25 protein-coding genes are annotated in these 24,537 nt (G+C 42.4%); 12 read left to right on the forward strand and 13 right to left on the reverse strand.

Annotated elements, in window-relative coordinates:
• The first annotated feature begins 494 nt into the window (after nt 1-494).
• From RMZ42_RS30820 to grxD, 3 genes are all read left to right on the forward strand, one after another.
• Nucleotides 495-1,103 carry a hypothetical protein gene (locus RMZ42_RS30820; RefSeq protein WP_322674993.1) on the forward strand — a complete coding sequence of 203 codons (609 nt, stop codon included), beginning with the start codon at nt 495-497 and terminating at the stop codon, nt 1,101-1,103.
• Nucleotides 1,104-1,308: 205 nt separating this feature from the next.
• Entirely contained in the window at nt 1,309-1,566 is a 258-nt protein-coding gene (locus RMZ42_RS30825; protein WP_289795312.1) for a BolA family protein, read from the forward strand.
• A 112-nt stretch (nt 1,567-1,678) separates the two neighbouring features.
• Nucleotides 1,679-2,002, forward strand: coding sequence for a Grx4 family monothiol glutaredoxin (gene grxD, locus RMZ42_RS30830; RefSeq protein WP_094349509.1), 324 nt, complete (start codon nt 1,679-1,681; stop codon nt 2,000-2,002).
• Between the two features lie 346 nt (nt 2,003-2,348).
• On the opposite strand, the gene RMZ42_RS30835 is transcribed toward grxD, so the two are convergent.
• Nucleotides 2,349-2,597, reverse strand: coding sequence for a DUF6761 family protein (locus RMZ42_RS30835; RefSeq protein ID WP_099102685.1), 249 nt, complete (start codon nt 2,595-2,597; stop codon nt 2,349-2,351).
• 593 nt (nt 2,598-3,190) lie between these two features.
• Here RMZ42_RS30835 and RMZ42_RS30840 point away from each other — a divergent pair.
• Entirely contained in the window at nt 3,191-3,964 is a 774-nt protein-coding gene (locus RMZ42_RS30840) for a response regulator transcription factor (protein WP_094349507.1), read from the forward strand.
• 89 nt (nt 3,965-4,053) lie between these two features.
• Here RMZ42_RS30840 and RMZ42_RS30845 read toward each other — a convergent pair whose 3' ends face one another.
• From RMZ42_RS30845 to RMZ42_RS30860, 4 genes are all read right to left on the reverse strand, one after another.
• Nucleotides 4,054-4,827 (reverse strand): ABC transporter ATP-binding protein, encoded by a 774-nt coding sequence (locus RMZ42_RS30845; protein WP_322674994.1) that lies wholly within the window; start codon nt 4,825-4,827, stop codon nt 4,054-4,056.
• 27 nt (nt 4,828-4,854) lie between these two features.
• A complete protein-coding gene (locus RMZ42_RS30850) occupies nt 4,855-5,421 on the reverse strand; it encodes a hypothetical protein (protein ID WP_322674995.1) in 567 nt (188 codons plus the stop codon).
• 117 nt (nt 5,422-5,538) lie between these two features.
• Nucleotides 5,539-6,000, reverse strand: coding sequence for a DUF4079 domain-containing protein (locus RMZ42_RS30855; RefSeq protein WP_322674996.1), 462 nt, complete (start codon nt 5,998-6,000; stop codon nt 5,539-5,541).
• 152 nt (nt 6,001-6,152) lie between these two features.
• The gene (locus RMZ42_RS30860) at nt 6,153-6,548 is read right to left on the reverse strand and encodes a DUF1830 domain-containing protein (RefSeq protein ID WP_322674997.1); all 396 of its coding nucleotides are present in this window, start codon (nt 6,546-6,548) and stop codon (nt 6,153-6,155) included.
• 589 nt (nt 6,549-7,137) lie between these two features.
• Here RMZ42_RS30860 and RMZ42_RS30865 point away from each other — a divergent pair.
• The 3 genes from RMZ42_RS30865 to RMZ42_RS30875 all read left to right on the forward strand — a co-directional run bounded on the left by RMZ42_RS30865 (nt 7,138) and on the right by RMZ42_RS30875 (nt 10,850).
• Nucleotides 7,138-8,730, forward strand: coding sequence for a photosystem II high light acclimation radical SAM protein (locus RMZ42_RS30865; RefSeq protein ID WP_322674998.1), 1,593 nt, complete (start codon nt 7,138-7,140; stop codon nt 8,728-8,730).
• Nucleotides 8,731-8,817: 87 nt separating this feature from the next.
• Complete coding sequence (locus RMZ42_RS30870; protein ID WP_322674999.1) at nt 8,818-10,215, forward strand: DICT sensory domain-containing protein; 1,398 nt, start codon at nt 8,818-8,820, stop codon at nt 10,213-10,215.
• On the forward strand, nt 10,212-10,850 hold the full coding sequence (locus tag RMZ42_RS30875; protein WP_322675000.1) for a pentapeptide repeat-containing protein: 639 nt from the start codon (nt 10,212-10,214) through the stop codon (nt 10,848-10,850). The genes RMZ42_RS30870 and RMZ42_RS30875 overlap by 4 nt, the downstream gene beginning before the upstream one ends.
• A 63-nt stretch (nt 10,851-10,913) precedes the next feature.
• Here RMZ42_RS30875 and RMZ42_RS30880 read toward each other — a convergent pair whose 3' ends face one another.
• The 6 genes from RMZ42_RS30880 to clpS all read right to left on the reverse strand — a co-directional run bounded on the left by RMZ42_RS30880 (nt 10,914) and on the right by clpS (nt 14,360).
• Entirely contained in the window at nt 10,914-11,318 is a 405-nt protein-coding gene (locus RMZ42_RS30880) for a type II toxin-antitoxin system VapC family toxin (protein ID WP_322675001.1), read from the reverse strand.
• 9 nt (nt 11,319-11,327) lie between these two features.
• Entirely contained in the window at nt 11,328-11,567 is a 240-nt protein-coding gene (locus RMZ42_RS30885; protein ID WP_298911707.1) for an antitoxin, read from the reverse strand.
• Nucleotides 11,568-11,731: 164 nt separating this feature from the next.
• Nucleotides 11,732-11,923: a DUF2281 domain-containing protein gene (locus RMZ42_RS30890; protein WP_322675002.1), complete on the reverse strand. Its 192-nt coding sequence runs from the start codon at nt 11,921-11,923 to the stop codon at nt 11,732-11,734.
• A 148-nt stretch (nt 11,924-12,071) separates the two neighbouring features.
• On the reverse strand, nt 12,072-13,004 hold the full coding sequence (locus RMZ42_RS30895; protein ID WP_322675003.1) for a S1 RNA-binding domain-containing protein: 933 nt from the start codon (nt 13,002-13,004) through the stop codon (nt 12,072-12,074).
• A gap of 171 nt (nt 13,005-13,175) precedes the next feature.
• Nucleotides 13,176-14,000 (reverse strand): type II CAAX endopeptidase family protein, encoded by an 825-nt coding sequence (locus RMZ42_RS30900; protein ID WP_322675004.1) that lies wholly within the window; start codon nt 13,998-14,000, stop codon nt 13,176-13,178.
• 78 nt (nt 14,001-14,078) lie between these two features.
• Complete coding sequence (gene clpS, locus RMZ42_RS30905) at nt 14,079-14,360, reverse strand: ATP-dependent Clp protease adapter ClpS (RefSeq protein WP_012410249.1); 282 nt, start codon at nt 14,358-14,360, stop codon at nt 14,079-14,081.
• Between the two features lie 294 nt (nt 14,361-14,654).
• On the opposite strand from clpS, the gene RMZ42_RS30910 reads away from it, so the two are divergent.
• Complete coding sequence (locus tag RMZ42_RS30910; protein WP_322675005.1) at nt 14,655-15,020, forward strand: hypothetical protein; 366 nt, start codon at nt 14,655-14,657, stop codon at nt 15,018-15,020.
• 649 nt (nt 15,021-15,669) lie between these two features.
• On the opposite strand, the gene RMZ42_RS30915 is transcribed toward RMZ42_RS30910, so the two are convergent.
• Complete coding sequence (locus tag RMZ42_RS30915) at nt 15,670-15,870, reverse strand: hypothetical protein (RefSeq protein WP_094349495.1); 201 nt, start codon at nt 15,868-15,870, stop codon at nt 15,670-15,672.
• A 471-nt stretch (nt 15,871-16,341) separates the two neighbouring features.
• Between RMZ42_RS30915 and RMZ42_RS30920 the strand changes: the two genes are divergently transcribed.
• The 4 genes from RMZ42_RS30920 to RMZ42_RS30935 all read left to right on the forward strand — a co-directional run bounded on the left by RMZ42_RS30920 (nt 16,342) and on the right by RMZ42_RS30935 (nt 23,249).
• A complete protein-coding gene (locus RMZ42_RS30920) occupies nt 16,342-16,671 on the forward strand; it encodes an STAS domain-containing protein (RefSeq protein WP_322675006.1) in 330 nt (109 codons plus the stop codon).
• Between the two features lie 152 nt (nt 16,672-16,823).
• The gene (locus tag RMZ42_RS30925) at nt 16,824-19,505 is read left to right on the forward strand and encodes a TIGR03960 family B12-binding radical SAM protein (RefSeq protein ID WP_322675007.1); all 2,682 of its coding nucleotides are present in this window, start codon (nt 16,824-16,826) and stop codon (nt 19,503-19,505) included.
• 937 nt (nt 19,506-20,442) lie between these two features.
• Nucleotides 20,443-22,584, forward strand: a complete 2,142-nt coding sequence (locus RMZ42_RS30930; RefSeq protein ID WP_322675008.1) for an Rne/Rng family ribonuclease — start codon at nt 20,443-20,445, stop codon at nt 22,582-22,584.
• An 8-nt stretch (nt 22,585-22,592) separates the two neighbouring features.
• Entirely contained in the window at nt 22,593-23,249 is a 657-nt protein-coding gene (locus RMZ42_RS30935) for a ribonuclease HII (RefSeq protein WP_322675009.1), read from the forward strand.
• A gap of 281 nt (nt 23,250-23,530) precedes the next feature.
• Here RMZ42_RS30935 and RMZ42_RS30940 read toward each other — a convergent pair whose 3' ends face one another.
• Nucleotides 23,531-24,118 (reverse strand): DUF1997 domain-containing protein, encoded by a 588-nt coding sequence (locus RMZ42_RS30940; protein ID WP_322663547.1) that lies wholly within the window; start codon nt 24,116-24,118, stop codon nt 23,531-23,533.
• Between the last annotated feature and the right edge of the window lie 419 nt (nt 24,119-24,537).

The raw sequence follows: 24,537 nt of genomic DNA on the forward strand, positions 1-24,537 counted from the left end.
TATATTCAGCCAAATTGGCATTTTTTTGAGCCAATAGCTAATTAATTGTCTGCAAACTACTGAATTACTTGATGATAAATATTTTCACTATTTTGTAAGACAGTTAAATAAAAGTTGGGAAGCGCCGACTGAAGATATCACTATTTTGAACTAGTTTGGTCTGATGCCTACGGCGGGCTACGCCTACGCAAATACTTCAAGCAGTGAGTGCCTTGCGAAAATTATCATGCCAAATATCTCAGTTAACCTGAGATAATTATTGGGGAGGAAAGCCGGTAGTCAGACAGATGGTGATCCACTTCCTTGTAGGTATCGCTCATCACAGCGATATAAGTTTGTTGGTATACAGGGGTAATGGGAACTCTATTAAACTGATTTTTAGTCTAAATCAGAGATACTTAGGATGTAACTTTGCTTTGTCCAAGACCAAAACAGAGTTAAGATACCCGAAGTTTCCATAACTCTTTTATATAGTTGTCGCACTAATTGATCCCATGAACACTGCTGTCGCTGTTACCTTGATGCACCGTACTGTTTTATCAGTTATAGCAGTCCTTAGCCTGCTATCACCTGTGAATGCTCAGGTATCACAGTCACCAGGCACTACCAGCCAACCACAACTCATTGACCCCAACAATCCTAATAACCTCCGCCCTATAACCGAAAGTAACAGCCTTTTGAGCATTGCAGGTGGCGATCGCTTAGTAAAAGACGCAGAACAAGCCGTTTCTGCTCAAAACTACACCTTAGCTGCCAAGAAACTCCAAGAAGCACGTCAAGTTTATAATCAGCTATCTAATTTTTATCAAGAGTTAAATTCTAGCTTTTCGGGAATTGACAACAGAGTTTCTGATTCTCAGCGTCAAAAAGCTCTATTAACAGCCCAAAAGCGAGATGAAGCCACCTTTCAGCTAGCATTGGTACATCGGGCACAAAATCAGCCAGAATTAGCTGTACCATTGTTAATTCAAATAATTAAGAGTCAAAACCCGACGCGAGATTTAGGCAAGAAAGCCTATAAACAGTTGTTTGAGTTGGGTTTTGTTGATTCTCCCTATCCCAGAGAAGGTGGTAATTCATCCTCTTCATCCCCAAAAAAATAAATTATATCTTCCCTATCTCCCTAATCAGTCGCTTGGCAACGCCCCAGTGCTAGGATAGAGCTATCCGCCGTAGCCTTGACCAAACGTTCTCAAGAAGACACCTCAGAGGCGCGTTTATCTACAACCTTGCCAAAACCTGAAGTTAGCACAGGCATTTGCTCTATATCTGTTAATAATAGAAAAGTAAGTTTTTTCAGGAATTGCGATGATTAGTCCGCAACAGGTTGAGGAAATGATCAAGGCGGGACTGCCAGACGCACAGGTTCAGGTGCAAGACTTGACTGGTGGCGGCGACCACTATCAAGTGACAGTAGTTTCATCGCACTTTGCAGGTAAAGGACTAGTGCAACAGCACCAGTTAGTTTATGGTGCGTTGGGTCAAGCTATGTCAACTGAAGCGATTCATGCCTTGGCGGTGAAAACATACACTCCCGAAGCTTGGCAAGCAACAGCAAGTTCCTAAAGTTAGGAGTTAGAAGTTAGAAGTTAAGAGTTATGAATTATGAATTTTTAACTCCTCACTCTTCACTCCTCACTCCTCACTCTATTAATGCAACATAGGAAACATAATTACCATGACACCAGAACTCAAAGACAAAATTGATAGCTTGCTACAAGAAAACAAGATTTTAGTTTTCATGAAGGGAAACAAGTTAATGCCCCAATGTGGTTTCTCTAACAACGTTGTGCAGATTCTCAATACCTTGGGAGTTCCCTTTGAGACGGTTGACGTTCTATCAGACCCGGAAATTCGTCAAGGTATTAAAGAATACTCTAGCTGGCCGACAATTCCCCAAGTATATATTAATGGCGAATTCCTTGGCGGTTCTGATATCTTGATTGAACTGTACCAAAAAGGTGAATTGCAAGAAAAGGTAGAAGTAGCATTAGCTTCTTAAGCTCTTTTTACCCCAACTAAAGAGTATGTTGCTGAATTTGCGCTTTGCCATCAAGGCAATATACCGTTTTTTATATCCTTGACAGGAGATATACTATTTATTTCCCCTTTCAAGGATTTTTTAATCGGTTTCTGGCAAAAATACTCTTTGTTGGACTTGATTTTATTGCTAAACAACAATCCCCTCAGTCTAATTGGCAAAACCAATATAGGGCTGAGGGGATGCGTTCAATCAATACAATATCTCCAAAATTTCACACCACGACAACCCGTTGACCAATACAGATAATATGCTATAATCATCTGCGGTAATTAACGGTTACTATCAATGACCAGGTAAATAGTACTTAGTAGTAATCGGGTTGTGGCTGTGGTTGCGGCACTGCAAAGTTCGATCCATCGTACAAGAAGCGGCTGGCCTCCTCTTCTAGGCGATGAATCAGAAAAGGTTCAATGACGTTGCTATGTCGCAGTGCGGCTAGATATCCATCCAAATACATCCGCATATCATCCGTGCGATAACCGCGATTCCATAGCTCGATGAAGGCATCGGTGAGTCTTTGGTAATAGCGGATGGTTTGTGTGTCTTGGAGCATAACTGCTGTATTAATCTCTTTGGAATGAGAATTGTAAATGATTCACGCTAAAAAGTGAAGTGTAATTTCACTTTGTCATAAATTCAAAGTCAACACATCTACTTTGGGTATTACCCTTATAGCAGCTACAAGCTACTTTAATCCTATTCCAGAAAACATCGATTCTAGTTAGCTGCTTAAGTTATTTTTTTGATTTTCACAATCACAGCCCAATTGTATTGATGTTATATTCCTGGATGGGAGTACTAAGTTTTTGCGAAAAAATCCACTTTTGCCATCAGGTTTAATCAAGTTGAAAAGCTGTTGTAGTAGGGTTAGCTGGTTGGGTTATAGATATTTGCCACATTACACCCATCTCAAAGCAAAATGTTAAGTTAAAAGAACTTTTTATAAGTCTAACAATACTTTCGATAAATTTAATAAAAATTTAATAATATTTCTAATCGCCTATTGGCAAGGCATAAATTAAAGATATTGCGACTTATTTTATTAGTAAATGTAAAGTTAATCGCAATTGAAGTAACAAAGGCTACAAAACCTTAGAGATGGGCTTGTTACTTTGAAAGTCATCGACGCTAAGGGGTCTTGCCGCCGTGGGTTCGGTTTGTATAGAAATCATTGAGGGGAATCCCCATTTGAGGTCGTTGTTGGGTTGGCACTTGCAACAACTGGAATACCGCGTGCATCAAGCTGCCAGTATTTATCAAGCAAGGGAAGTATTTTTAAGCCATCAACCAACACTGGTAGTTTTAGATGCAGACCTGCCTGATGGTGATGGCATTGAGTTTTGTCGTTGGTTGCATCGTCAGCAGCAACCTCTAATTTTAATGCTATCTGCCCGTAATAGTGAAGCTGATATAGTCGCAGGTTTAAAGGCTGGTGCAGATGATTACCTGAGCAAACCTTTTGGGATGCAAGAGTTTTTGGCACGAGTAGAGGCATTGATTCGCCGGAAGCGCACACCTACTGCACCAGCTTATTTGGATTATGGCACTTTGCAAATCGATTTAGTTCAGCGCCGCGTCCGCTTCCAAGGGGAGTTTATTGACTTAACACCCCAGGAATTTAGTTTGCTGTACGTTTTAGCACAAGCTGGAGGAGTACCTCTAAGTAGATCGGAATTGCTGCGTCGTGCTTGGCCTGACGCTATCGATAACCCTCGTACCATTGATACTCACGTTTTATCCCTGCGGAAAAAGGTTGAACTCGATCCCCGGCAACCCAATTTGATTCAAACTATCCGCAATGTTGGATACCGTTTTAACATGGAAATTTTGAATACCAATATTTCACAGTCACAAACAACAAAGTTAGCTAGAGAGAGATTTAATAATCAACGTTCAACACTTACTAGTAGTCAAGTGTGAATGGGGCATTGGGCATTGGGCATTGAGCATTGAGTACTGGGGTGAGGGGGAGTAAGAAAACGATTCCTGATTCCTGTCTCATCCAAAATTTAAAATCCAAAATCGTCTTGAGTTGCTGCTTGAATCAGGCTTTTTCGTAATTCAATCCAGTCTATCTCTGAGGCTGTTTGATTTGCGAATAAATGACCTTGTTGTAGGTGTAATAACCGAGTGCAAAACATCTGGGCTAGTTCCAGTTGGTGATTTACCATCAGAATCGTGGTTTGATGAGTTTGACTCAACTGGGTTAAGATTTGCATTAGATGAGAAGCCGTAGCAGTATCGAGGGCAGAGGTTGGCTCATCTAATAGTAATATTTTAGGTTGGATGACTAAGGCACGAGCGATCGCTACTAGTTGTCGTTGTCCCGCAGAAAGTTGCACCTCTGTTCGCCCCAACCATTCACTGGGAATGTGTAGTTGGTCTGTCCAGTGATTTACTCGTTGCTCAATTGTCTGTTTGGGCAAACCACGCAAAACTAAAGGATAAGCCAAGGCTTGCCCAACTGTCATCCCCAACAGTTTTGATTCTTGCAATACAAGTACAAGCATCTGCCGTAGCTGGATGACGGGAATTTGGCGATATTCTTGATTTTCTAGATAGAGTTTACCATTCGTGGGTTCAATTAGGCGGTTGATGAGGCGTAATAACGAAGTTTTCCCAGCGCCTACTGGGCCTACAATGGCAATGCGATCGCCTTGGGATGCCTCAAAGGAAATATCCTGCAATATGGGGTATCCCTGCTGATTGCCGGGAAGTTGGGTTTTCAGCTTCGTAAACAGATTAACTTGCTCTAGCCTGAGTGTGGCTTTTGCTGTATTCAACGGGACTGAGGATTGCAGAGAAATAACCTAAGTTAATTGTGTACTAGTTAAGGCTGTAGCGATCGCCCAGCCATCGACTAATAGTAGCAGCAGAGTGAGTACTAGTAAAATCAGGTACATCCAGGGCTGCGCTAAAGGGCGAACATCTGTGGTGTCAATGCTCGTCTTTGCTTGGACAATTTGCACTAAACGGGCAAATCCAGCTACACGCATCGGTAGTAAATAAGCTTTCCCATCCTGGCTGAGAAAGTAATAAACTAGTCCTCCTTGCCCAGTACTGCGGGGTTTTAACTCTTTGACTTGTGACCAAGGTAAAGACCAGCCTTTACGAAAAAAGCTTGGCACCCAGGCGGGGTAAATAACCTGAATTCCTTCGTCATCTACCATTACTTGTTCAGTTAATACCGCGTACAAGGCAACAAAACCGATGCCAATCCCTATCCACAATAATTCTGGAGGTACGGATGCAGCTGTTACCTGCGATAAAAAAGGTAATGGGACTGTGAGTGCTATGTATAGACTCAGCAACGTTATCCGAATCAAAGGAGACAGACGAAAAATAGAAGTTGAGATATTGGCTGAGTTTGCTGTCACGGCTCAATTACAATGCTTTTCTTCATTGTAGGGTAGGTCTATGTCTTAGCTGGAGTGTTGCAAATAAGGTATGCCACTTTAATAATTCGTAATTCGTAATTCGTAATTCGTAATTTTTTAGGGTAAATACTTTTGTACTACAATCCAACCAGTCAGGGATACCCAGGCAAATCCTATAAATAGAATAATATTTACGCCGATGTGTAAGGGTCTAGCCCAAGGTCGTCTAACACTAATTTGGGTGGCACTGAAAGCAGACAGTAAAACTAGTGCTACCACTATTAATCCAGCGATTAGGTGTGACGAGTGACCTAAAGAACCAAAGTGCCCTAAAGTGCCAACAATGCCGATCGCTAGCAGTAGTAGCACTAAACTTACCATGCTGATGCCCATTGTATAGTGGAGCGATCGCATCCCTTTATTACCGCCCATAAATGGCGTAATAAAAGGAAATTGCTGCGAAGTTCTCGCCCGAAACATCCAAACGCCGGTGATTGCTAACATTAGATATGCTAACAGGGACAACCCCATAGACCAGGCGGCTATTTTCCACAACCAAAGAAATGAAGGCAGATTCATAAGAATGATTGTAAATGAGATGAGGGCAACAAGAGAGACAAGTAGAATAACCAATGCCCCATGCCCCATGCCCTATCCCCAATTCCCAATAAATAATAAACAAAAAGGGCTGCTAAATTAGCAACCCTTAAATTTAGATAAAATTGTTTTTTTTAATCAACCGAGGCTAAACCAACGATTTGTAAGGGTTTTGTACTATCTCCGATTTTTGTATTAATTTGCTGCACCATTAATTTGGTATTAATAGGGTCTTCTCCATCTGATGAGTCTGTATCAAACTCACTAGTACTGGGTTCTTCGAGCTTCAGGCGATCGCACGGAATCTTATCGGATAAAATTGCACTTGCCATCATCCCTGTATGAATCTCCACTTGAGCTTTTCGTGGAGCTTCAAACACTAAACGTTGTCCAGGGAAAACAACCCTTTCAAAATACCAGTTGGGAATATTGGAGATGCGAGCTACCTGTATTTTGCTCGTGGCATTGATGTAGCAGCAGAGAATTTTTCCTGATTGCTCAGGTGGTAGAGGATCTAATATTTGAGCCATAACTGCTGAGGAGCTTTACGCCACAATTTTACATTACACTAGCCAAGCCTAGCACCCACTGATCCCCAGTTGTTGTAACTGCGAATACCAACTGAGTCTTTGTAGATTATTTCTGTCTAAAGATATATTTTCAGTTATAAAAATTTTGTAATTATTCACACCTTTTTCGGAATTATATACTATAAATAAAAGTTTTTGAGATTTTTTGCTGGTATAAAAGCTTCAATTCTCTTAAAGCAGATTGTTAGGGAATTGACATAACAACGATCCCCTTGCTTTTAGCATAGCGAGGAAGTGAGTTTTGCTGCTTCATCTATCCCAGGATTAATCGGCTGGGATCATCGCTTAATGAATAAACTCAATGTTATGGTAAAGCTATATGAAAAAATGTCTTCATAAAGCTCTCTATAGATTCCATGTATGTTTTATGCACAGCAATTTTAGCGTTTTCCGCACTTGTTAACGGCAGGTGAGCGAGTATCAATAATCGGCTTAAATGTCAAGCCTGATTGTGATAAATAAAACCAAATAAAACAAGCACACACTTTAAAACTGAATGTTTTTCTCGCTTTCTCCACAGATTGGCAAGATGGAAGTTAATACACAGATGATGGAAAATCGAATTCTTTACGTTCGCCTTCCTTGTAACCCCATCTTTCCTATTGGGGTTGTCTACCTAAGCGATCATGTCCACAAGCAGTTCCCTAATATTGAACAGCGCATCTTTGATTTGGGAACAGTACCACCTTTAGATTACAGTTCGGCTCTGGATCGCTGTATTGATGAATTTAAACCGACACTACTAGTATTTTCTTGGCGGGATATTCAAATTTATGCCCCCGTTGGTGGACGTGGTGGCAACCCGCTGCAAAATGCTTTTGAATTTTACTACGCCAAGAATCCTCTATTGAAACTACGCGGCGGATTGGGCGGTTTGCGAATCTTCATCGCTTACTATGTAGAGTTGTGGCAAAACCAGAGCTTAATCAAACGCGGTTTGAAACGTGCCCAAAAATATAATTCTGATGCTCGTGTAGTTGTCGGTGGTGGTGCAGTCAGCGTATTTTACGAACAATTGGGTAAAAGCTTACCCCAAGGGACAATTATTTCTGTGGGTGAAGGCGAAACCCTGCTGGAAAAACTTTTAAGTGGCAGAGATTTTCGCGATGAACGTTGTTACGTTGCCGGAGAAACTCAACCACGTCAACGGCTAATTCACGAACAACCCACCCCAATAGAAAAGACAGCTTGTAACTACGATTATATCGAAAGCATCTGGCCAGAATTTAACTATTACCTGCAAGATCGAGACTTTTATATAGGTGTACAAACTAAGCGTGGTTGTCCTCACAACTGTTGTTATTGCGTCTACACTGTCGTTGAAGGCAAACAAGTACGCATCAACCCAGCAGATGAAGTAGTTGCTGAGATGCGCCAATTATACGATCGCGGCATTCGCAACTTCTGGTTTACTGATGCCCAATTCATCCCCGCGAAAAAATTTATCGCCGATGCTGTAGAACTATTGCAAAAAATCGTCGATTCTGGTATGACAGATATCCACTGGGCAGCATATATCAGAGCCGACAATTTGACACCCGAATTGTGTGAATTGATGGCGAAAACGGGGATGAACTATTTTGAAATCGGAATTACCAGTGGTTCTCAAGAACTTGTGCGGAAAATGCGGATGGGGTATAACTTGCGAACCGTCTTGCAAAACTGCCGCGACTTGAAAGCAGCTGGTTTTAATGATTTGGTTTCCGTCAACTACTCCTTTAATGTGATTGACGAACGTCCCGAAACCATCCGCCAAACCATCGCTTACCACCGCGAACTAGAACGGATTTTTGGTGCAGATAAAGTTGAACCTGCCATTTTCTTTATTGGACTACAACCCCATACCCATTTAGAAGAATACGCTTTCAAAGAAGGCATCCTCAAACCAGGGTACGATCCAATGAGTTTGATGCCGTGGACAGCCAAAAAACTTCTCTGGAATCCCGAACCCCTTGGTTCATTCTTTGGCGAAGTCTGCTTGCAAGCTTGGCAACAAAACCCCAACGACTTCGGGCGCGAAGTCATGAAAATCTTAGAAGAAAAGCTGGGTTGTGCTGACTTAGAAGCAGCACTGACAGCACCATTAGAGACAAAAGAAAAACAGTTAGCAGGTGTATCCTAGAAAACACTAAAATGTGAAGAAATTCAAAATTCTGAATTTCTCCCTCTATCTTCCTCAGTGCCTCTGCGGTTATTTTTATCAAATCCCATGTTAGAAGGTTCAATCCTACAACAGCTGGAAGCAGCTCATCGCCATACCACCAGGCCAATTCGATTCGGTGTTTACTACAAAAATACCCTAGTTGCCCTGTGCCACGCTCTAGAAGACCATATTTTAACCGACGACGGTACACCCTTAGTCATCACAGCCTTTCAACAGGGAAAATGGTATCTACAAGAAGCTGATCGATATGCAGACATCGCCCAGTGCAGCTGCCAAATTGCGATTATGGCTGCTGCTGAATCTGGCTTTGGAGAGCATCCCACCAGCGAGTTATCCAACGTAGACTTAGTGGCATTAGATTCAGGCGATCCAGTGGCGCAGGAGTGGCACTTAATTATTTTATCGCCTAAATACACAGCAATGGTAATTTGTCAAGAATTATCTGAGGCTGATTATGGCAGCGCTGGAGTACCGACATCAGACTTAGAGCGCAAATTCTATGGCTTGTGGACATTTGAGCCAGAGTTAGTGCAAGAAACAGCAGAAATAGCGATCGCTCACATCAAAAAATACAACCCAAAACTGGCAGAAAAACTTACAGGCGATAAACAGCAAATTGTACCGTCAATGGACAGATCCCAAAATTTAGGTGCAGTTGTCTCCCGTGTAGTAGATTACCTCCAGACTGGGCAAGATAATTTATCCATCCCTACAGCACTTCAGAAACAAACCCTAGATCGCAACTTGGTTTCTAACGAAATTCAAGCCTTTTTGCGAATGGCGCAACTAATGGATATGGCAGATGTCAACAATCCAATGGCAGCTGCGGAAATAGTAGTTCTTGCTGAAGCGATCGCCCAGCTTTTGGATCTTCCTGCATGGCAAATTAAAAGATTGCGCTTGGCGGCTTTGTTGCATCGCATAGATCCATTACAAAAAGCAGAAAGCGTTCTCAGTGATAGTATATCCACACGCTACCAAGAAGATGCCCCCAGTTGTCCCTTAACTTGTCCCTTAGTACCGGGGGCGCAAGTATTGCGAACCATGCCACGGCTGCGAGCAGTTGCCCAAATTATTACTCACCAAAGCGAGTGGTGGAATGGCACAGGGGAACCGGCAGGTTTAGCTGGAGATGAAATTCCCTTAGAATCGAGGATTTTGGCATTATTGGCAGATTTTCAGTGGCGAGTCAATGAGCGAAAATCGTCAAATCAAAGCCGGGAACAGATATTTACTCAAGCTTTAGATGAGTGCAGACAGCAACAATCTACGCGCTTTGACCCTAAACTTGTAGATACCCTAACTTTATTAGTTATGGGTTTACAACAGGGACTCGACTTACCCTTGATGACACCCAAATTCAGCGCCGGCATCTGGATACTTGATTCCCAATGGGATAGCCACAGCAAGATCAGTGAAGAGATTGGTAGTTACTTTACATGAATATTGAAGCCATTAAATTAGGAAAACTCAAACAACTTCCAGGGGCAAATTTAGAAGACGAGGAACTCTCCCGACTGGATTTAAGCCGGATTAATCTTGCTGGTGCTACCCTTGTCGGCACTAATTTCGCTGGTTCTAAGCTCGAAGGTGGACATTTGGAGGGGGCAAATTTGATGGGAGCCAACCTCCAAGCAACTGACTTGCGGGCGAACTTGATGGGAGCGAACCTGATGCAAGCAGATTTAACAGGCGCTGACTTGCGAGGTAGCAATTTGCGTGGTGCTAACTTGATGGGAGCTAGACTCAGTGATGTGTCATTGGTGGGTGCTTTCTTGAGTGGTGCAAATTTGATGAATGTCAACTTGCAAGGCGTAGACTTGCGCGGTGCTGACTTGCGCGGTGCAAACCTGACTGGGGCAAATCTCAAAGGTGCAGATTTGAGCCGCGCCGATTTGCAAGGGGCTTTATTGAGTGAAGCAAATTTGGAAGAAGCTGACTTGCGAGGGGCGAATTTGGCAGGGGCGAATTTGACGGGAGCGAATTTGCTTTGTGCAGAGTTAGAAGGTACAAATTTGAGCGGTGTTAATTTGAATAAAGCGTGTGTGGTGGGTACAGTTGTGGAGGCTACGTTTTGAATAGGGGTTAATTTATACAAACTGCAATGAATAATAAATACTAAAGCACCCCAATGTATGCCTTCAAAGTAGCCAATTTTCTACGCTTAAACCAGGTACGCGTTCAAATTCGCGGACATTTGCTGTAACAAGCGTTAGGTTAAGGGCTAGAGCATGGGCAGCAATCAGTAAGTCATTAGGGCCGATGGGTCTTCCTGTTTGCTCTAAGTGTGTGCGAATTACTGCATAGTGCTGATCCACGGGAGACGATAGCGACAAAATAGGTAACACTTCAAGAATGCTTTCTAGTTGATGAAGAAGACGGAGAGAGCCACTTTTAGCTGCGCCAAATCGCAGTTCACACACTACAATAATGCTGGTACAAATGCAGCTTTCCTCTACGGCTATAAGCCGCTGAAACACCAAACCTTGAGGATGTCTTACCAAATTTGAAATAATGTTGGTGTCTAGCAGGTATTGATAGGTCATTGGCCAGGATTAAAGCACGATGTCATCGAGTGGCAGTAACCCTTCATCTATGTTAGGAAAGTTTTCTGTAATATCTTCCAAAGTGGCAAGCAGCGAAAGTAGAGAACCGGAAGAAATAGGTTCAATGATTAATCGATTACCTTCTTTGCGTAACAAAACTTCTGTGCTGGATAGAGCAAATTCATCAGGAATGGTTAGGACTTGATGTTGCCCATCCCGTAAGAGGTAAACGTGGCATGAGTTTGGCATCAAGCAATCTCCTTAAAATTATAATTATTTCGCCGCAGTGCGTTGCTTTACAATATCATGTCAATTACTTAAGATTTTACTATCTGTTAGTGCTTGCAGAAAGCATGAGTATCCAATAGTAATCTATTCATTCCATATATTCTTTCATATCTTGAAGCGGCTCATCAAAGTACATTAGGCAATGGCAGAATAAACATTCCTTTCATTGTTCCAGCAACGCGACGCTTGTTTGTCTGCTTTTCTTCGGTAGAGTTTTTAGCGTTCTTCTCTATCAAAAACTCAATGCAATGAAGCACTTCTGTCTGAAGAGACTCAGGGAGTTCTTCTAATTTTTCTAAAATGACTGGGTGTATCATTGTTTTTTCCCCTTGGCAATTTTTATGAAAAACATCACAGCTATATTTGTTTAAATGTCAAATACATTTTAATCCGGTTCGGATAAGCACTTAAACTTAGTATCAGAGGCTTTTAGCAGTCCGTTGCACTAGAATTGTGTTGTGATACCTAACTTCCACAACTCTCTAGAACAACTTGACCGTTTTCAGGATCTATTTTGATGATCTTTGCCTTTAAATGGTCATTAATTTTGAAGAATTGGTTTGGATGGTCAACAGATGGATGGAACATTTTTGAGGTCGGCAACAAAGCATATAAATCTCCAATATCAACAAACACACCATAGTTTTTGATACTCCGTATAATGCCGCTAACAACCTGACCAACCTGCAACTGCCTGAGTCTGACTGAAACAGAGTGATGGAGCAGTACTAAGTAATTATCCTCCTCTCGCACTTTTATAATATTGAGTGGAAGTTCCTCACCTACTACCAATTCTTCCCTCTGCTTATCAACATAAGTACGAATTGAGCTATATAAACCTTCAATTTTCACTAATGCACCCCTCGAAGTCTTTTTAAGAATTTTTCCATATACTGTTACGTCCTCAGTCTGTAATTGCCGTATCCGTTCCCATGCTTTTCGTATCTCTAGTTTGCGAATTGAAAAAGAAACAGTTGGTGGATGCTCTAGAGAACACAAGAACCACTGAATAGTTGCTGAGACTCCGTTTCCATGAACATCACGAATTTTAGTGTGTACAATCAGGTCTTCTCTACTTATGGGATGACCACATTTTTCAGAAGCCAGATAGAATGCAGTCTCATACAAGCGATCGCTATCTTTTAGTGTCTCAGGTGAACAATGCGACAAGAAAATACTGTGTTCGCCATCGTAATTTCCTACAACCAGGAATTCTCGGATTTCATTTAGTTGCAGGGCTTCTTCTGGGGACTGAATCTCATTGAGTGATAGCTCTAGTAGTGGAACATAAGCTAGTTGATCGGTATAAAAATCAACTAAAACACCTGTAGGCTCCAGCTTAATGATTTTTCCAGTAATTATATCGCCGAGTTGAAAGCTCTCTAAACTAAAGCTCATAGCATAGTAGGCTTAACATAACCCATTATAGAAACAATTTAGTAAGCGTGTAATCACAACAATAACAGCTAAACTTTAGCTATTGTTCATGTTGTTGCATACTCAGGAAACAGTCGGCATAACAATAGTTTTAGTATTCGTCAAAACGCTACGTAGGCTTTACTACCATTTTTAACTTTTCACTGTTCGCCCTCGTATCCACAAAGCTAGTACACTCATTAACAAAACCCCCATCACTCCTTGTAGGGGATTATTATTCACACCAGTTACCCAATCAGGAACTTGGCCAGAATATTTCACTAATTTACCTACATTAATAATGTAGTAGCCCCAAATTAAACCACCATGTAAACCAATTGGAAAACCCAAGCATCCCCTCCGCCAACGCTTTCCCCATACCTGCGTTAACCCCAGCAGTACTAAAGCTGGAAATTGCGGCAGTGTATGAATAATTGCCTCTAAGGGTTTAATAAAGTGCAATGTAGCAAACGCAGTTGCATCTGTCCACAGTGCCACACGCAGACTGTAATCTCGTTGTAATTCATCTAGCAACCAGCCTCGGAATAACAATTCCTCAGCAAATCCAACACCTAACCCAACAAGTAAACCCTCTAAAACAACTTTCAGCAAAAAAACTTTCGGTTGTTGCCACACCAACCAACCCAGCAAACTTTCTACCCCAAAAAGTATCAGAATATTAATTATCCCCAGAGCCAAGCCACGCAGTAAATCCACACCGTTTTGCCGCGTGAATTCTAAGCCATAATGCCGCAGAATTTGGGGCTGCTGGTAGACATATTTACCCCATAGTCTCAGGATAAAAACAAATACACCATATAACAATGCCAATGTCAATATACTTTCTAAGTTTGAATTATGAACTAATAAGTATATCGGTGTAGCCAATGGCAACCATAGCAACAGTAAAGTCAAAATAAAAGCACCCAGCCTAATAGGGGCAGGGCGTTCAGCTAAACGGACAAGGTTTTTTTTCATACTAAATAAGTCACTAATCAGGAGCCAATACTCTAAATTTCGACTAATGACCAATGACCAATGACCAATGACCAATGACTATTCATCAGGTTCAATTGTGCTACTTAAACCGTGACTTATCAAGGTTTCGCAATAGAACTCAGCGTGTTCCAGAGCGCAAGTGATTACTAAAGCTAGCCCGTTAGTATGGGCTTCCATCATGATGCTCACAGCTTGGGGTTGGGTAAGGCTTGGTACAGTGGCGATTAGCGACTGTACAACATGCTCCATAGAGTTGTAGTCGTCGTTATGGAGCAAAACGCGATACCGAGGCGCGAGCTTGCGGGTTGTGGAAGGCTTTTGAATAGTTTCAACTGACACGGCTCTTTGCTCTTTTCTCGTTAATTCACTACAACAAAGTCTCTGTTTAGCGATCGCTCAACAGTTGTTTACCTATTCTATAGTATTTCTGCTCAGATACTATGCGAGGAAAACCTTTGCTGGCAGGGATTGGTTGTATTAGTTTTGCGTAGCCACTTGATAAGGCACATGTCTAAGACATGGCTGCCGTAAGAGTGCTACCCTAATCTTACAGAAGCTTTTCTTAAACGTAGCGCATTTTCACTTTTAAGATTAAAGAAGTTGCAAGCAAAATAATCCTTGCCCCTGCCCAAGATGGACATGAGCCTAGATTTTCTTCAACCGGGACAAATTGTGTCTCTAGAGTATGGCGACAGGAACCTGTATGCAGAAGTCATTCAATTTGTAGTTTCCCGCCAGTTGTGCTGGGTGCGTCCTTTATTAATGGTTACTTTCATAGAAGAATCACCCCTAATTACCGATTTGCGAGATGCATCTGACTTACTTTGGCCTGCCAATTTATTTCGCCCAGCATTAGACACAGAAGTAATTACCTTCTTAAGCCAACTTTTAGCGAAAGAACCAAAAACTGAAGCTGATTCAGTCGCAAAGCAGCAACTGAATCAGTTTATTCACCAACTTTGGCAAGCATATCAAGAGGGATTGGTGATTGGGTATTAGGATGGGGCATGGGGCATTGGGCATTGGGCATTGGGAATAGACAATATAGAGACTTCTTGAATAATTCTTCCTTGTCTTCCTTGTCCCCTTGTCTTCCCAGTCCCCAGTCTCTAATTATCTGCATCTTCCTCAACTGTAGCGAATACCACCATCTTTCATACATTGAAGACTGTGAAATTCGATTACTACATCCTTCGCACCAGAAATTATTTCGTCCCTTCGTAAGGTGGATAATTGTGGTTAGCAGCGTCGTCAATCGCCTGATGCATCACCTGAAGGATATGATTAGAAGTCAGTTTATCTGGCGAGCCAGTAGCCATATTGATGATATCAACTCCCTTAGCAACGAGTTCATTCCGCTTGTAGACAAATTCAGCAAACAGATTGGGAGGAATTTTTTTAGGCGTTTAGCGAACTGTATGGGGATTTTCGATAGAATGCACAATGTAGAGGTTTTTTAGCACAGTTTACGCCACTTTAAGTATTTAGATAATCAACCTCATAGAAAAATACTAGCCTTTTATCCCCCTGCTAGATTTAATTACGAATTACATTAGAGAGTCCTCGTCTTCTTACAGAGAAGCAAGCTACACATAACTTCTGTCTGCGACACCCTGCGCCAAGGTAGAAAGCGTCATTATGAATTATTTTAAAATCCCAGGCTAGGAACCAACTGGATTCGTCCAGCATCCATCTCTGCCATTAATAATTCTAAGGCTTCGTAATCAACATCAGAAATATAACCCAGTTCCGTCAGTTCTGAATTGATTTCATTCTCTATCTCAGGAGTTAGTTTTTTAATGTCAAGAGCTTTTTCTACCAATTTACGAATAGCGTACTGAGTTCTCATAAATAATAACCCAACTGTAATATGATACTAATCATCCCAGATCGGTCTCAGTATAAAGAGCGATCCAAATACTAACTTAGTAGTGATATATATCACAATTTTATTAGTTAGAGAGATAATTCACTATGACTTTGCCGTATACCATCAGCAACGCTAAAGTTGCAGATTTAACCTAACGTTAAAACTTGGTTAAATTAGCTTTAGTGATAGACTAAGCAAGGTTTCTCAGCATAGTTACTGATAATTTGTCTGCTTTATGGCCGTCTATAGTTGATTCTTTTTGAAGTGACATAAAAAAAAAGTATATATAAACACATTTTAACCTGGAATTATAACAATCTTTAAACAGACATACTAAAGCAATAAAGATTCAGCAAAGAGAGCTAAGACGTATGGTCGATGCAGCAAGATAGAGTTTATGTTCAAATAATCCTTAGCTTGACGCTTCAAAATTCTTAATAGGATGTAACTATGCAGGCAGTGCTTAACTATCCCAAAATTGCAGTTATTCGCCCCCAAGGGTGCTTAAATGCTGCAAACGCCTTGGAATTTGAACGAGATATGGCTACAGCGTTGGCGCAAAATGGTATTTCCACCTTGGTAGTAGACCTCGCAGCAGTAGAATCGTTAGACAGCGCGGGGTTGATGGCATTGTTATCTACACACAAGCTGGCTCTTACTTTAGGAAGAAGTTGCCAACTTAGCGCTGTTGCCCCACAAATTAGAATGATTTTTGAACTGACGCAACTAGATAGGGTATTTGAAATATTAGACGCTGAAGCCAAATTGCTTCAAATATAACTTTATGTAAAAGCACAAAGGTTCGGGCAATAATTAAGTGGACTTTATGTAAAGGAGTTGTAAGTTGCAACGATAAAATCTGTTAGAAGACCTAATTCAATGCTAATGTTGGGTTTAGGTAGCTGTAATTAAGGTAGCTAGAAGATAGCACAGTGGTTGTTGCAGTTGAAAAATTAATAACGTCAGATATTTTAAAACCAGCACGTTACCTGGGTAACGAGCTGTTAGCGGTACACAAACCTTGGGATACGGCAGCAATACGTTGGGTTTTAACCTACCCAGAAGTATATGAAGTCGGTGCATCTAATTTAGGGCACATCATCCTTTATAACATCTTGAATGCCCAACCGCGTCAATTGTGCGATCGCGCCTACCTCCCAGGAAAAGACCTGGCAGCCAAACTACGGGAAACTAATACGCCATTGTTTGCGGTAGAGTCAAAGCGATCGCTAAGAGAATTCGACATTTTAGGCTTTAGCCTCAGTTACGAGCTGGGTGCAACTAATATCCTCGAAATGTTGGATTTAGCTGGAATTCCCTTGACGTGGCGAGAGAGGCAGGAAAGCAGAGGAGCAGAGGGGCAGGGAGGCAGAGAATCTACCGATACCCAGTCATCCTTTCCGTTGATTTTCGCTGGTGGGCAAACAGCGACATCAAATCCTGAGCCTTATGCTGACTTCTTCGACTTTATCGCCCTTGGAGATGGAGAAGAACTGCTGCCAGAAATTGGTTTGATTTTAGAACAAGGCAAACAAGCAGGATTAAGTCGGGAACACCTGTTACTGGATTTGGCACAGATACCAGGCGTATATGTGCCTCAGTTTTACGACATGGCAGAGGATGGCTCAGTTCACCCTCTGCGCCCAGACGTACCAAAACGAATTCTGCGACGGGTTGCAACTCCCATACCAGCATATTCTATTGGTTTGGTTCCCTACGTAGAAACGGTGCATGACCGCTTGAGTATTGAGATTCGGCGTGGTTGCACTCGTGGCTGTCGCTTCTGTCAACCAGGAATGCTGACTCGACCAGCACGGGATGTAGAACCCGATAAGGTTGTAGAAGCAATTGAACAGGGTATGCGGGCAACTGGTTACAATGAGTTTTCCCTCCTATCTTTGAGTTGTTCTGATTATTTGTCCCTACCAGCAGTGGGGATGGAAATCAAAAATCGCTTAAAAAATGAAAACATTTCTCTGACTCTACCAAGCCAACGGGTAGACAGATTTGATGAGAATATTGCCAACATCCTGGGAGGTACGCGCCAAGGTGGACTGACTTTTGCTCCAGAAGCTGGTACTCAGCGGATGCGAGACATTGTGAATAAGGGGTTGACAAATGAAGAATTGTTGCGAGGGGTGAAAACCGCTTGGGAGCAAGGCTGGGATAAAATAAAGTTGTATTTTATGATTGGCTTGCCGGGTGAAACGGATGCTGATGTTTTGGGCATTGCTGAAACGGTAAGCTGGCTACAGCGAGAATGTCGAGGCAAGGGCAGAAAACCTCTAAACTTTAACCTGACGATTTCTAACTTTACGCCCAAGCCCCATACACCATTCCAGTGGCACTCAGTTTCTACGGCTGAATTTAAGCGCAAACAAAACCTGTTGCGGCAAGAATTCCGCCGAATCAAGGCAGTGAAGGTAAATTTTACCGATGTCCGCATTTCGGCAATGGAAGATTTTGTAGGACGAGGCGATCGCAATTTGAGCAAAGTAGTCCGCCTTGCGTGGGAATTGGGTGCAGGTATGGATTCCTGGTATGAAAATTTAGATCGAGCTTTTAGCGCTTGGGGATCTGCGATCGCCCAAGCTGATTTAGATTGGAAATACCGCCAAGTAGAAAATGGCGAATGGAATTTATTTCATATAGAGGCGCAAAAAAGCACAGAAGCAGAGGAGAACATCTCACTCAGCACTCCCCACTCTCTCGATATTCCCCTACCTTGGGATCATATTGATACCGGGATTGACAAAAAGTGGCTCCAAGAAGACTTGCAACGCGCTCTAGAAGCTGCAATCGTACCAGACTGCTCTTTTGAAGGTTGTTCTCATTGTGGCGTCTGTGGCACCGATTTTGGGCACAACGTGGTGATTGAATCACCTGCTATCCCAAAATTTGCTGGCGAATTTGTCCCCAACACAACTAAGGCGCAAAGACTGCGAGTTTGGTTTGGGAAACAAGGTAATATGGCTTTAATGAGCCATCTTGATTTAATCCGTCTGTTTGACCGAGTTGTGCGGCGATCCGGCTTACCAATTGCTTTTACTGGTGGGTTTCACCCAATGCCACGGATTTCTCTAGCAACCGCTTTGGCTCTAGGGGCTACTAGCAGCGGTGAAATTGCAGATTTTGAGTTAACTGTGCCAGTGGAAGTTGATACTTTCCGCGAAAAGTTGGCTAGTGAAATGCCCACAGACATACCTATATATAATGTGGAGCAAATAGATTTAAAAGCTAGTGCCGCTACCCAACTGCTAGAGTCCGCAGAGTATTTAATTACTGTAGCAGCACTAGCAGAAACAACACCCATACAATGGCAAACCTGGATTGATACAATCAAAGCAAAAGAGGAACTTTGGTACGAGCAAACAACTAAATCAGGCAAGAGCCAGTTAATAAATCTGCGCGATCGCTTATTTGAACTGGAATTAGTAGAAACCCACAATAGCATTGCAGAATGTATGTCATCTGTAATCCGTTATTTAGGTAGCTATCGCCAGGACGGTTTGCTGTTGCGTCCCGAACAAATCCTGTTTATGCTAGAGACAGTGGCTGGTGTAGAATTTCAACTCCTGCACATCCACCGCAATCGGCTAATTTTAGGGGTATAATCCCTGTAGGGCAACTTGCTAGTAGTTGTCCTATAGATGGCAGCTCACAGGAATTGATTTTTAGCAAGGTTGCGTTAGAATAGGGTGAAGAGAAATTTTCTGGCGCTGCATTGAATTAGCTGGTTCACTACCCTGTATTCAGGGGGCGAAAGCAAAGATATTAGAGTGCAACTTCTAGGATAAAATCCTAGACAAACAAAAAGCAGATTAAAGAATGCACACTCTCTATGTAGCTACCTTGTGAATCAGTAACTAACAGCAGGCTCGGTTAGTTTCTCTAAATTCATCCTTTTTAAACAACTGCTGAATGTCTAATCCACGTAGTGCCCAAGAGCTAGTGCATTACTTTTTTAGAGTTAAAGCAACTGCTGTCGGTTCTGCCTACTTGTAGACGTTCGCGAGACGCGCCAAGCGGTGCTTGTCTTAGTTTAGAGCGGCTCAAGGCAAGGTAGCAACTGTGGCTGCTGAGTATAACCCTAAGATAAATCCAGGGAATGGAAAATAGAAATAGTTTCTTTTTCTTAACGAATTCAGTAGGTTACTCTCAAAGAAAACATCCTGAGTTACAATGCTCACTCAGGATTTAGAACTTCAACTCAGAACTCTCAAGATTTGAGAGTATTGCATCACAAATCAACCACGAACGGTTGATTTAATAGCTTAAACGATATGCAGCAGTTCTGGAATAATCAGCCGTAAAAACGCTCTTAAGAGCGCCAATAGCTATTTAACTTAGAAGCTCAGATTTGCGATTTTTATTATCAGTAGCGCCTTTTGAGGGTTGCGAGGGCAGCGAAAGTATAATATCAAACCGAGAAAACATTGGTAATTAAAACTGACGCGGACACGCAATTAGTTTTGAATTATTAAGTAATTAACCGGACTTGATATAACAAACCTCAAACCTGTAAGTGCTGCCAATTTTTGAGGAAATTGAATGCCGAAACAAATTATCATCGCGGAGCAGCACCAAATTGCTGCGGTTTTTTCTGAAGATCAAATACAGGAACTCGTTGTTGCTACGGGTCATCATCAAATAGGCGATATCTACTTAGGAGTGGTAGAAAACGTATTGCCTGGGATAGATGCGGCTTTTGTTAATATTGGCGACCCAGAGCGCAACGGTTTTATTCATGTTACCGACTTGGGCCCATTGAAGCTCAAGCGTACCGCAGCGGCAATTACAGAACTACTTACACCACAACAGAAAGTTTTGGTGCAAGTAATGAAAGAGCCAACGGGGACAAAAGGGCCCAGGCTCACAGGTAATATCACCTTACCTGGACGCTATGTAGTACTGATGCCTTACGGTCGGGGCGTAAACTTATCTCGACGGATTAAAAGTGAAAGTGAGCGCAACCGCTTACGAGCGCTGGCGATTTTGGTTAAGCCGGCGGGAATGGGTTTGCTTGTGCGTACAGAAGCAGAAGGTAAACCCGAAGAAGCGATTATGGAAGATTTGGAATTGCTGCAAAAGCAATGGGAGGCTATCCAGCAGGAAGCCCATTCCACCCGTGCCCCAGCACTGCTCAACCGAGACGATGACTTTATCCAACGCGTATTGCGGGATATGTACGGCGCGGATGTCAATCGGATTGTGGTAGATTCCAGTACTGGTTTGAAGCGCGTCAAACAGTACTTGCAGAATTGGAGTGGCGGTCAAACACCGCAGGGATTGTTGATTGACCATCATCGCGATCGCTCCCCAATTTTAGAGTACTTTCGGATCACTGCTGCAATTAGAGAAGCCCTGAAACCAAGGGTAGACCTACCTTCTGGCGGTTACATTATCATCGAGCCGACGGAGGCATTAACCGTAATCGATGTTAACTCAGGTTCGTTTACGCGATCGGCAACAGCTAGAGAAACAGTTTTGTGGACAAACTGCGAAGCAGCAACAGAAATTGCTCGCCAGTTGCGTCTGCGAAATATCGCTGGGGTGATCGTCGTTGATTTTATCGATATGGAATCGCGACGCGACCAACTACAAGTTCTCGAACACTTTAATAAAGCACTCAAAGCAGACAAAGCTCGTCCCCAGATTGCCCAACTTACCGAACTGGGTTTAGTAGAATTGACCCGCAAACGTCAGGGTCAAAATATTTATGAATTGTTTGGTGAAACTTGCCCCACCTGTGGCGGTTTAGGGCATACTGTGCGTCTGCCTGGAGAAATCGAAAACCGATTGCCAATACCGGCAGAAACACCAGAGCGCGAACGTTTTGTATCCTTGCCTCACCGAGAACCACGTCAGCCATCTGCCCGTATCCCGGAACCACGAGAAACATACGATGGATTTGGGGAAGGATTTGACGGCGACTCGGAATTGAGCAACCTAAATCTGATCAATCATCCTAGTTATCAAGAACTTAATGATAAGCGCCGTACCCGGACTCGCCGCAGTCGAATTGGTGTCAATGGGCTAAACGGGAAAGATGAAGCTCGGATTGTTCCCAGTCCCCTGACTTTTGTTAACGAGCCAGATTTAGACCTGGATATAGAACCAGAACTAGGAATTGCGCCAGAAATTCCCTCACCCACCCTTGGTAAACCAGGCTGGAGTGAAAGAGTAGAGCGCACTAAAATTATCAAGGCAGAACCAGTTAAACCAGTGGTCGAACCACCGGAGATTAGAACTGTAGAAATGAGCCTCCAAGAACAGGATATATTTGCCTTGATGGGAATATCTCCCTTAGTGAAGTTAGAGCAAGAGGTTAAAAATACCAAGTCTGTGATTATTAATGTGATTCAGCCCGGTCAAAAACCAACGACCCCAATTGAATCAACCTCAGAATCAACTATTGTCCAAAAAGCAACACCTGAAATAATCACTATTGCCCAAAAGGCAACACCTGAAATAACTGCAAGCAAAATACTGACACCAAAAGTTATTGAGCCAGAACAAAAATCTTTGATCGAAGAGACAACTGAACCACCATCGGAGTTAACTGTGAATCCTTCGGGACGCTTGTCTGCAAAAGCTGCCGCGAACGAAATTGCAGATGAAAGTGAAGCTAATAGTAGCGCCACAGCCAGCCGTCGCCGCCGCCGTCGTTCTTCAGCGATCGAGGATAATTAATTTGCTTTATGGTAGAAATATTGCCAACGCCTTTGGAACAATCCACTTGGTTGGAGTTTTCTACCTTGTTAGGGATTCCAGAGCTGGTTGCAGGTGTGGATGAAGTAGGGCGAGGTGCTCTATTTGGTCCTGTCGTGGCGGCAGCAGTGATCTTACCAGATCGCGCTTTGCCAATATTGATAGCAGCTAAAATCAAAGACAGTAAAAAGTTGTCTAGTTCTCGGAGAACTCAGTTAGCGCAGCAAATTTGTGCGCTGGCTATAGACTGGAAAATTGGGTTTGCTTCTACTGCCGAAATTGACAAGATAAATATTTTGCAAGCGACGCTGTTAGCAATGAAGCGGGCTGTGCTGAAGTTAAAGGTACAGCCTGCGCTCTGCTTGATTGACGGCAATCAGTCAATCAAAGATTTGCTATTGCCGCAACAAACAATAGTTAAAGGAGACGAGCGATCGCTCGCTATTGCCTCTGCTAGTATTGTCGCTAAGGTTTGGCGTGACGATCTGATAATGCGTTTAGCATTAAAATACCCTATGTACAACCTGGAGTGTAACAAGGGTTATGGTAGCCACCGGCATTTGCTGGCTTTGCAACAATACGGGCCTTCGCCCCTACATCGTCAGTCTTTTCGTCCTTGCCAAATCAAAATAATTCGTAATTCGTAATTCGTAATTCGTAATTTTCGGGTATAATTCCCTTTTCCTGCGGATACGGAATCTACGTTTATAGTTGGCTAAGTTTTCATCGGGGGTCTAAATCCACTTAGGGAACTCCAAATAAAAAAATACTCAACTACTTTTTGTGGGGTGGGCGACACGAGCGCCCCAAGCCTTGGGCGGACAAGATGTCCACCCCACAAGATTGGATAATTTATTTGTTGGAAGTCCCTTGTGTAACTGTTTCTAATTACGAATTACGAATTACGAATTACAAATTAGTTAAATAGTTACTCAGCATTCAGGATTGGTAATTCAGTACTATCACTGTCAAGTCCTCTATCTTTGGTTTGTGATATCACCCAGTAACGATAATCCGTCAAAAGTTGATTCAATAACCGTTGCTTAACCGACAACAGTACACTTTTGAGCAAACCATTGCCAGTAGCTTCTAAAATCGGCTTAGGAGTAAAGGAAAATGGCGGTGGAAAATCCACCACTACTTCTAAATCAGCTTTTCCTTGCAGGCGAGTGCCAGTGCTAAACTCTTTGGGAGACAAATAGCCTTTTAAATTGAGAGCAAAGCGCTGGTTAATATACTCGAAACCTAAAATTTCACAGTTTAGCGATCGCAAATAAATTATTCCATTTGATTCTGCCCAGACTCTCATGTCTACAGTAGGTTGAATACTCAATGACATAAAAGTCAGTGGACGCATTTTCAAGCGAAATACTTCCTCAGAAAGCTGCTGAATCCGGCTATTGTCAACCAAAGCCTTAACCAGACGTTGAGGCTGACGCAAGTAGTGCTGAATGGGAATAGGCTGCTCTGGGACAGCTATTTCAACCGATTGGGAGGCAGTAAACCGGGTAGCCATGAGCTAATAAAAATATCTGTTTCTTAATTTTAATATTTTTTAACAACTTAGTTTTGATTATTAGAAAAGTACAAAATTTATTGATTATAAAAACGATTGTTGCTTATCAGCTATACGTCACTAGCACAAAGTTGTTACGCTCATTCTATCTTGAGTTCGAGAAATATAAGATTAGGATTTCACTCTTGACACAAAAACAAGAATGTGCTTTTTGTTTTGGGTAGAAACCAATATCATTGCTCTTAAATCTTCAGAGGGATTTAGTAAAAAAACTACTATAGCAATCTGATTTGATTTCTGAATTAATCGTAGGGACTAGGGACTGGGGACTGGGGACTGGGGACTGGGGACTGGGGACTGGGAAGAAGGAATAAAGCTGTACTGAGTTTTTTTCAAAAATCAAATATGAGTCCTATAGG

The sequence above is a fragment of the Nostoc sp. DedQUE05 genome (assembly GCF_034530955.1).
Taxonomy (GTDB): Bacteria; Cyanobacteriota; Cyanobacteriia; order Cyanobacteriales; family Nostocaceae; genus Nostoc.

Bases quoted from the DNA above. Each gene is read 5' to 3' on its own strand.
- RMZ42_RS30820 (WP_322674993.1), top strand. From the start codon at position 495: ATGAACACTGCTGTCGCTGTTACCTTGATGCACCGTACTGTTTTATCA.
- RMZ42_RS30825 (WP_289795312.1), top strand. From the start codon at position 1,309: ATGATTAGTCCGCAACAGGTTGAGGAAATGATCAAGGCGGGACTGCCA.
- grxD (WP_094349509.1), top strand. From the start codon at position 1,679: ATGACACCAGAACTCAAAGACAAAATTGATAGCTTGCTACAAGAAAAC.
- RMZ42_RS30835 (WP_099102685.1), bottom strand. From the start codon at position 2,597: ATGCTCCAAGACACACAAACCATCCGCTATTACCAAAGACTCACCGAT.
- RMZ42_RS30855 (WP_322674996.1), bottom strand. From the start codon at position 6,000: ATGAATCTGCCTTCATTTCTTTGGTTGTGGAAAATAGCCGCCTGGTCT.
- RMZ42_RS30860 (WP_322674997.1), bottom strand. From the start codon at position 6,548: ATGGCTCAAATATTAGATCCTCTACCACCTGAGCAATCAGGAAAAATT.
- RMZ42_RS30865 (WP_322674998.1), top strand. From the start codon at position 7,138: ATGGAAGTTAATACACAGATGATGGAAAATCGAATTCTTTACGTTCGC.
- RMZ42_RS30870 (WP_322674999.1), top strand. From the start codon at position 8,818: ATGTTAGAAGGTTCAATCCTACAACAGCTGGAAGCAGCTCATCGCCAT.
- RMZ42_RS30875 (WP_322675000.1), top strand. From the start codon at position 10,212: ATGAATATTGAAGCCATTAAATTAGGAAAACTCAAACAACTTCCAGGG.
- RMZ42_RS30880 (WP_322675001.1), bottom strand. From the start codon at position 11,318: ATGACCTATCAATACCTGCTAGACACCAACATTATTTCAAATTTGGTA.
- RMZ42_RS30885 (WP_298911707.1), bottom strand. From the start codon at position 11,567: ATGCCAAACTCATGCCACGTTTACCTCTTACGGGATGGGCAACATCAA.
- RMZ42_RS30890 (WP_322675002.1), bottom strand. From the start codon at position 11,923: ATGATACACCCAGTCATTTTAGAAAAATTAGAAGAACTCCCTGAGTCT.
- RMZ42_RS30895 (WP_322675003.1), bottom strand. From the start codon at position 13,004: ATGAGCTTTAGTTTAGAGAGCTTTCAACTCGGCGATATAATTACTGGA.
- RMZ42_RS30900 (WP_322675004.1), bottom strand. From the start codon at position 14,000: ATGAAAAAAAACCTTGTCCGTTTAGCTGAACGCCCTGCCCCTATTAGG.
- RMZ42_RS30910 (WP_322675005.1), top strand. From the start codon at position 14,655: ATGGACATGAGCCTAGATTTTCTTCAACCGGGACAAATTGTGTCTCTA.
- RMZ42_RS30915 (WP_094349495.1), bottom strand. From the start codon at position 15,870: ATGAGAACTCAGTACGCTATTCGTAAATTGGTAGAAAAAGCTCTTGAC.
- RMZ42_RS30920 (WP_322675006.1), top strand. From the start codon at position 16,342: ATGCAGGCAGTGCTTAACTATCCCAAAATTGCAGTTATTCGCCCCCAA.
- RMZ42_RS30930 (WP_322675008.1), top strand. From the start codon at position 20,443: ATGCCGAAACAAATTATCATCGCGGAGCAGCACCAAATTGCTGCGGTT.
- RMZ42_RS30935 (WP_322675009.1), top strand. From the start codon at position 22,593: ATGGTAGAAATATTGCCAACGCCTTTGGAACAATCCACTTGGTTGGAG.
- RMZ42_RS30940 (WP_322663547.1), bottom strand. From the start codon at position 24,118: ATGGCTACCCGGTTTACTGCCTCCCAATCGGTTGAAATAGCTGTCCCA.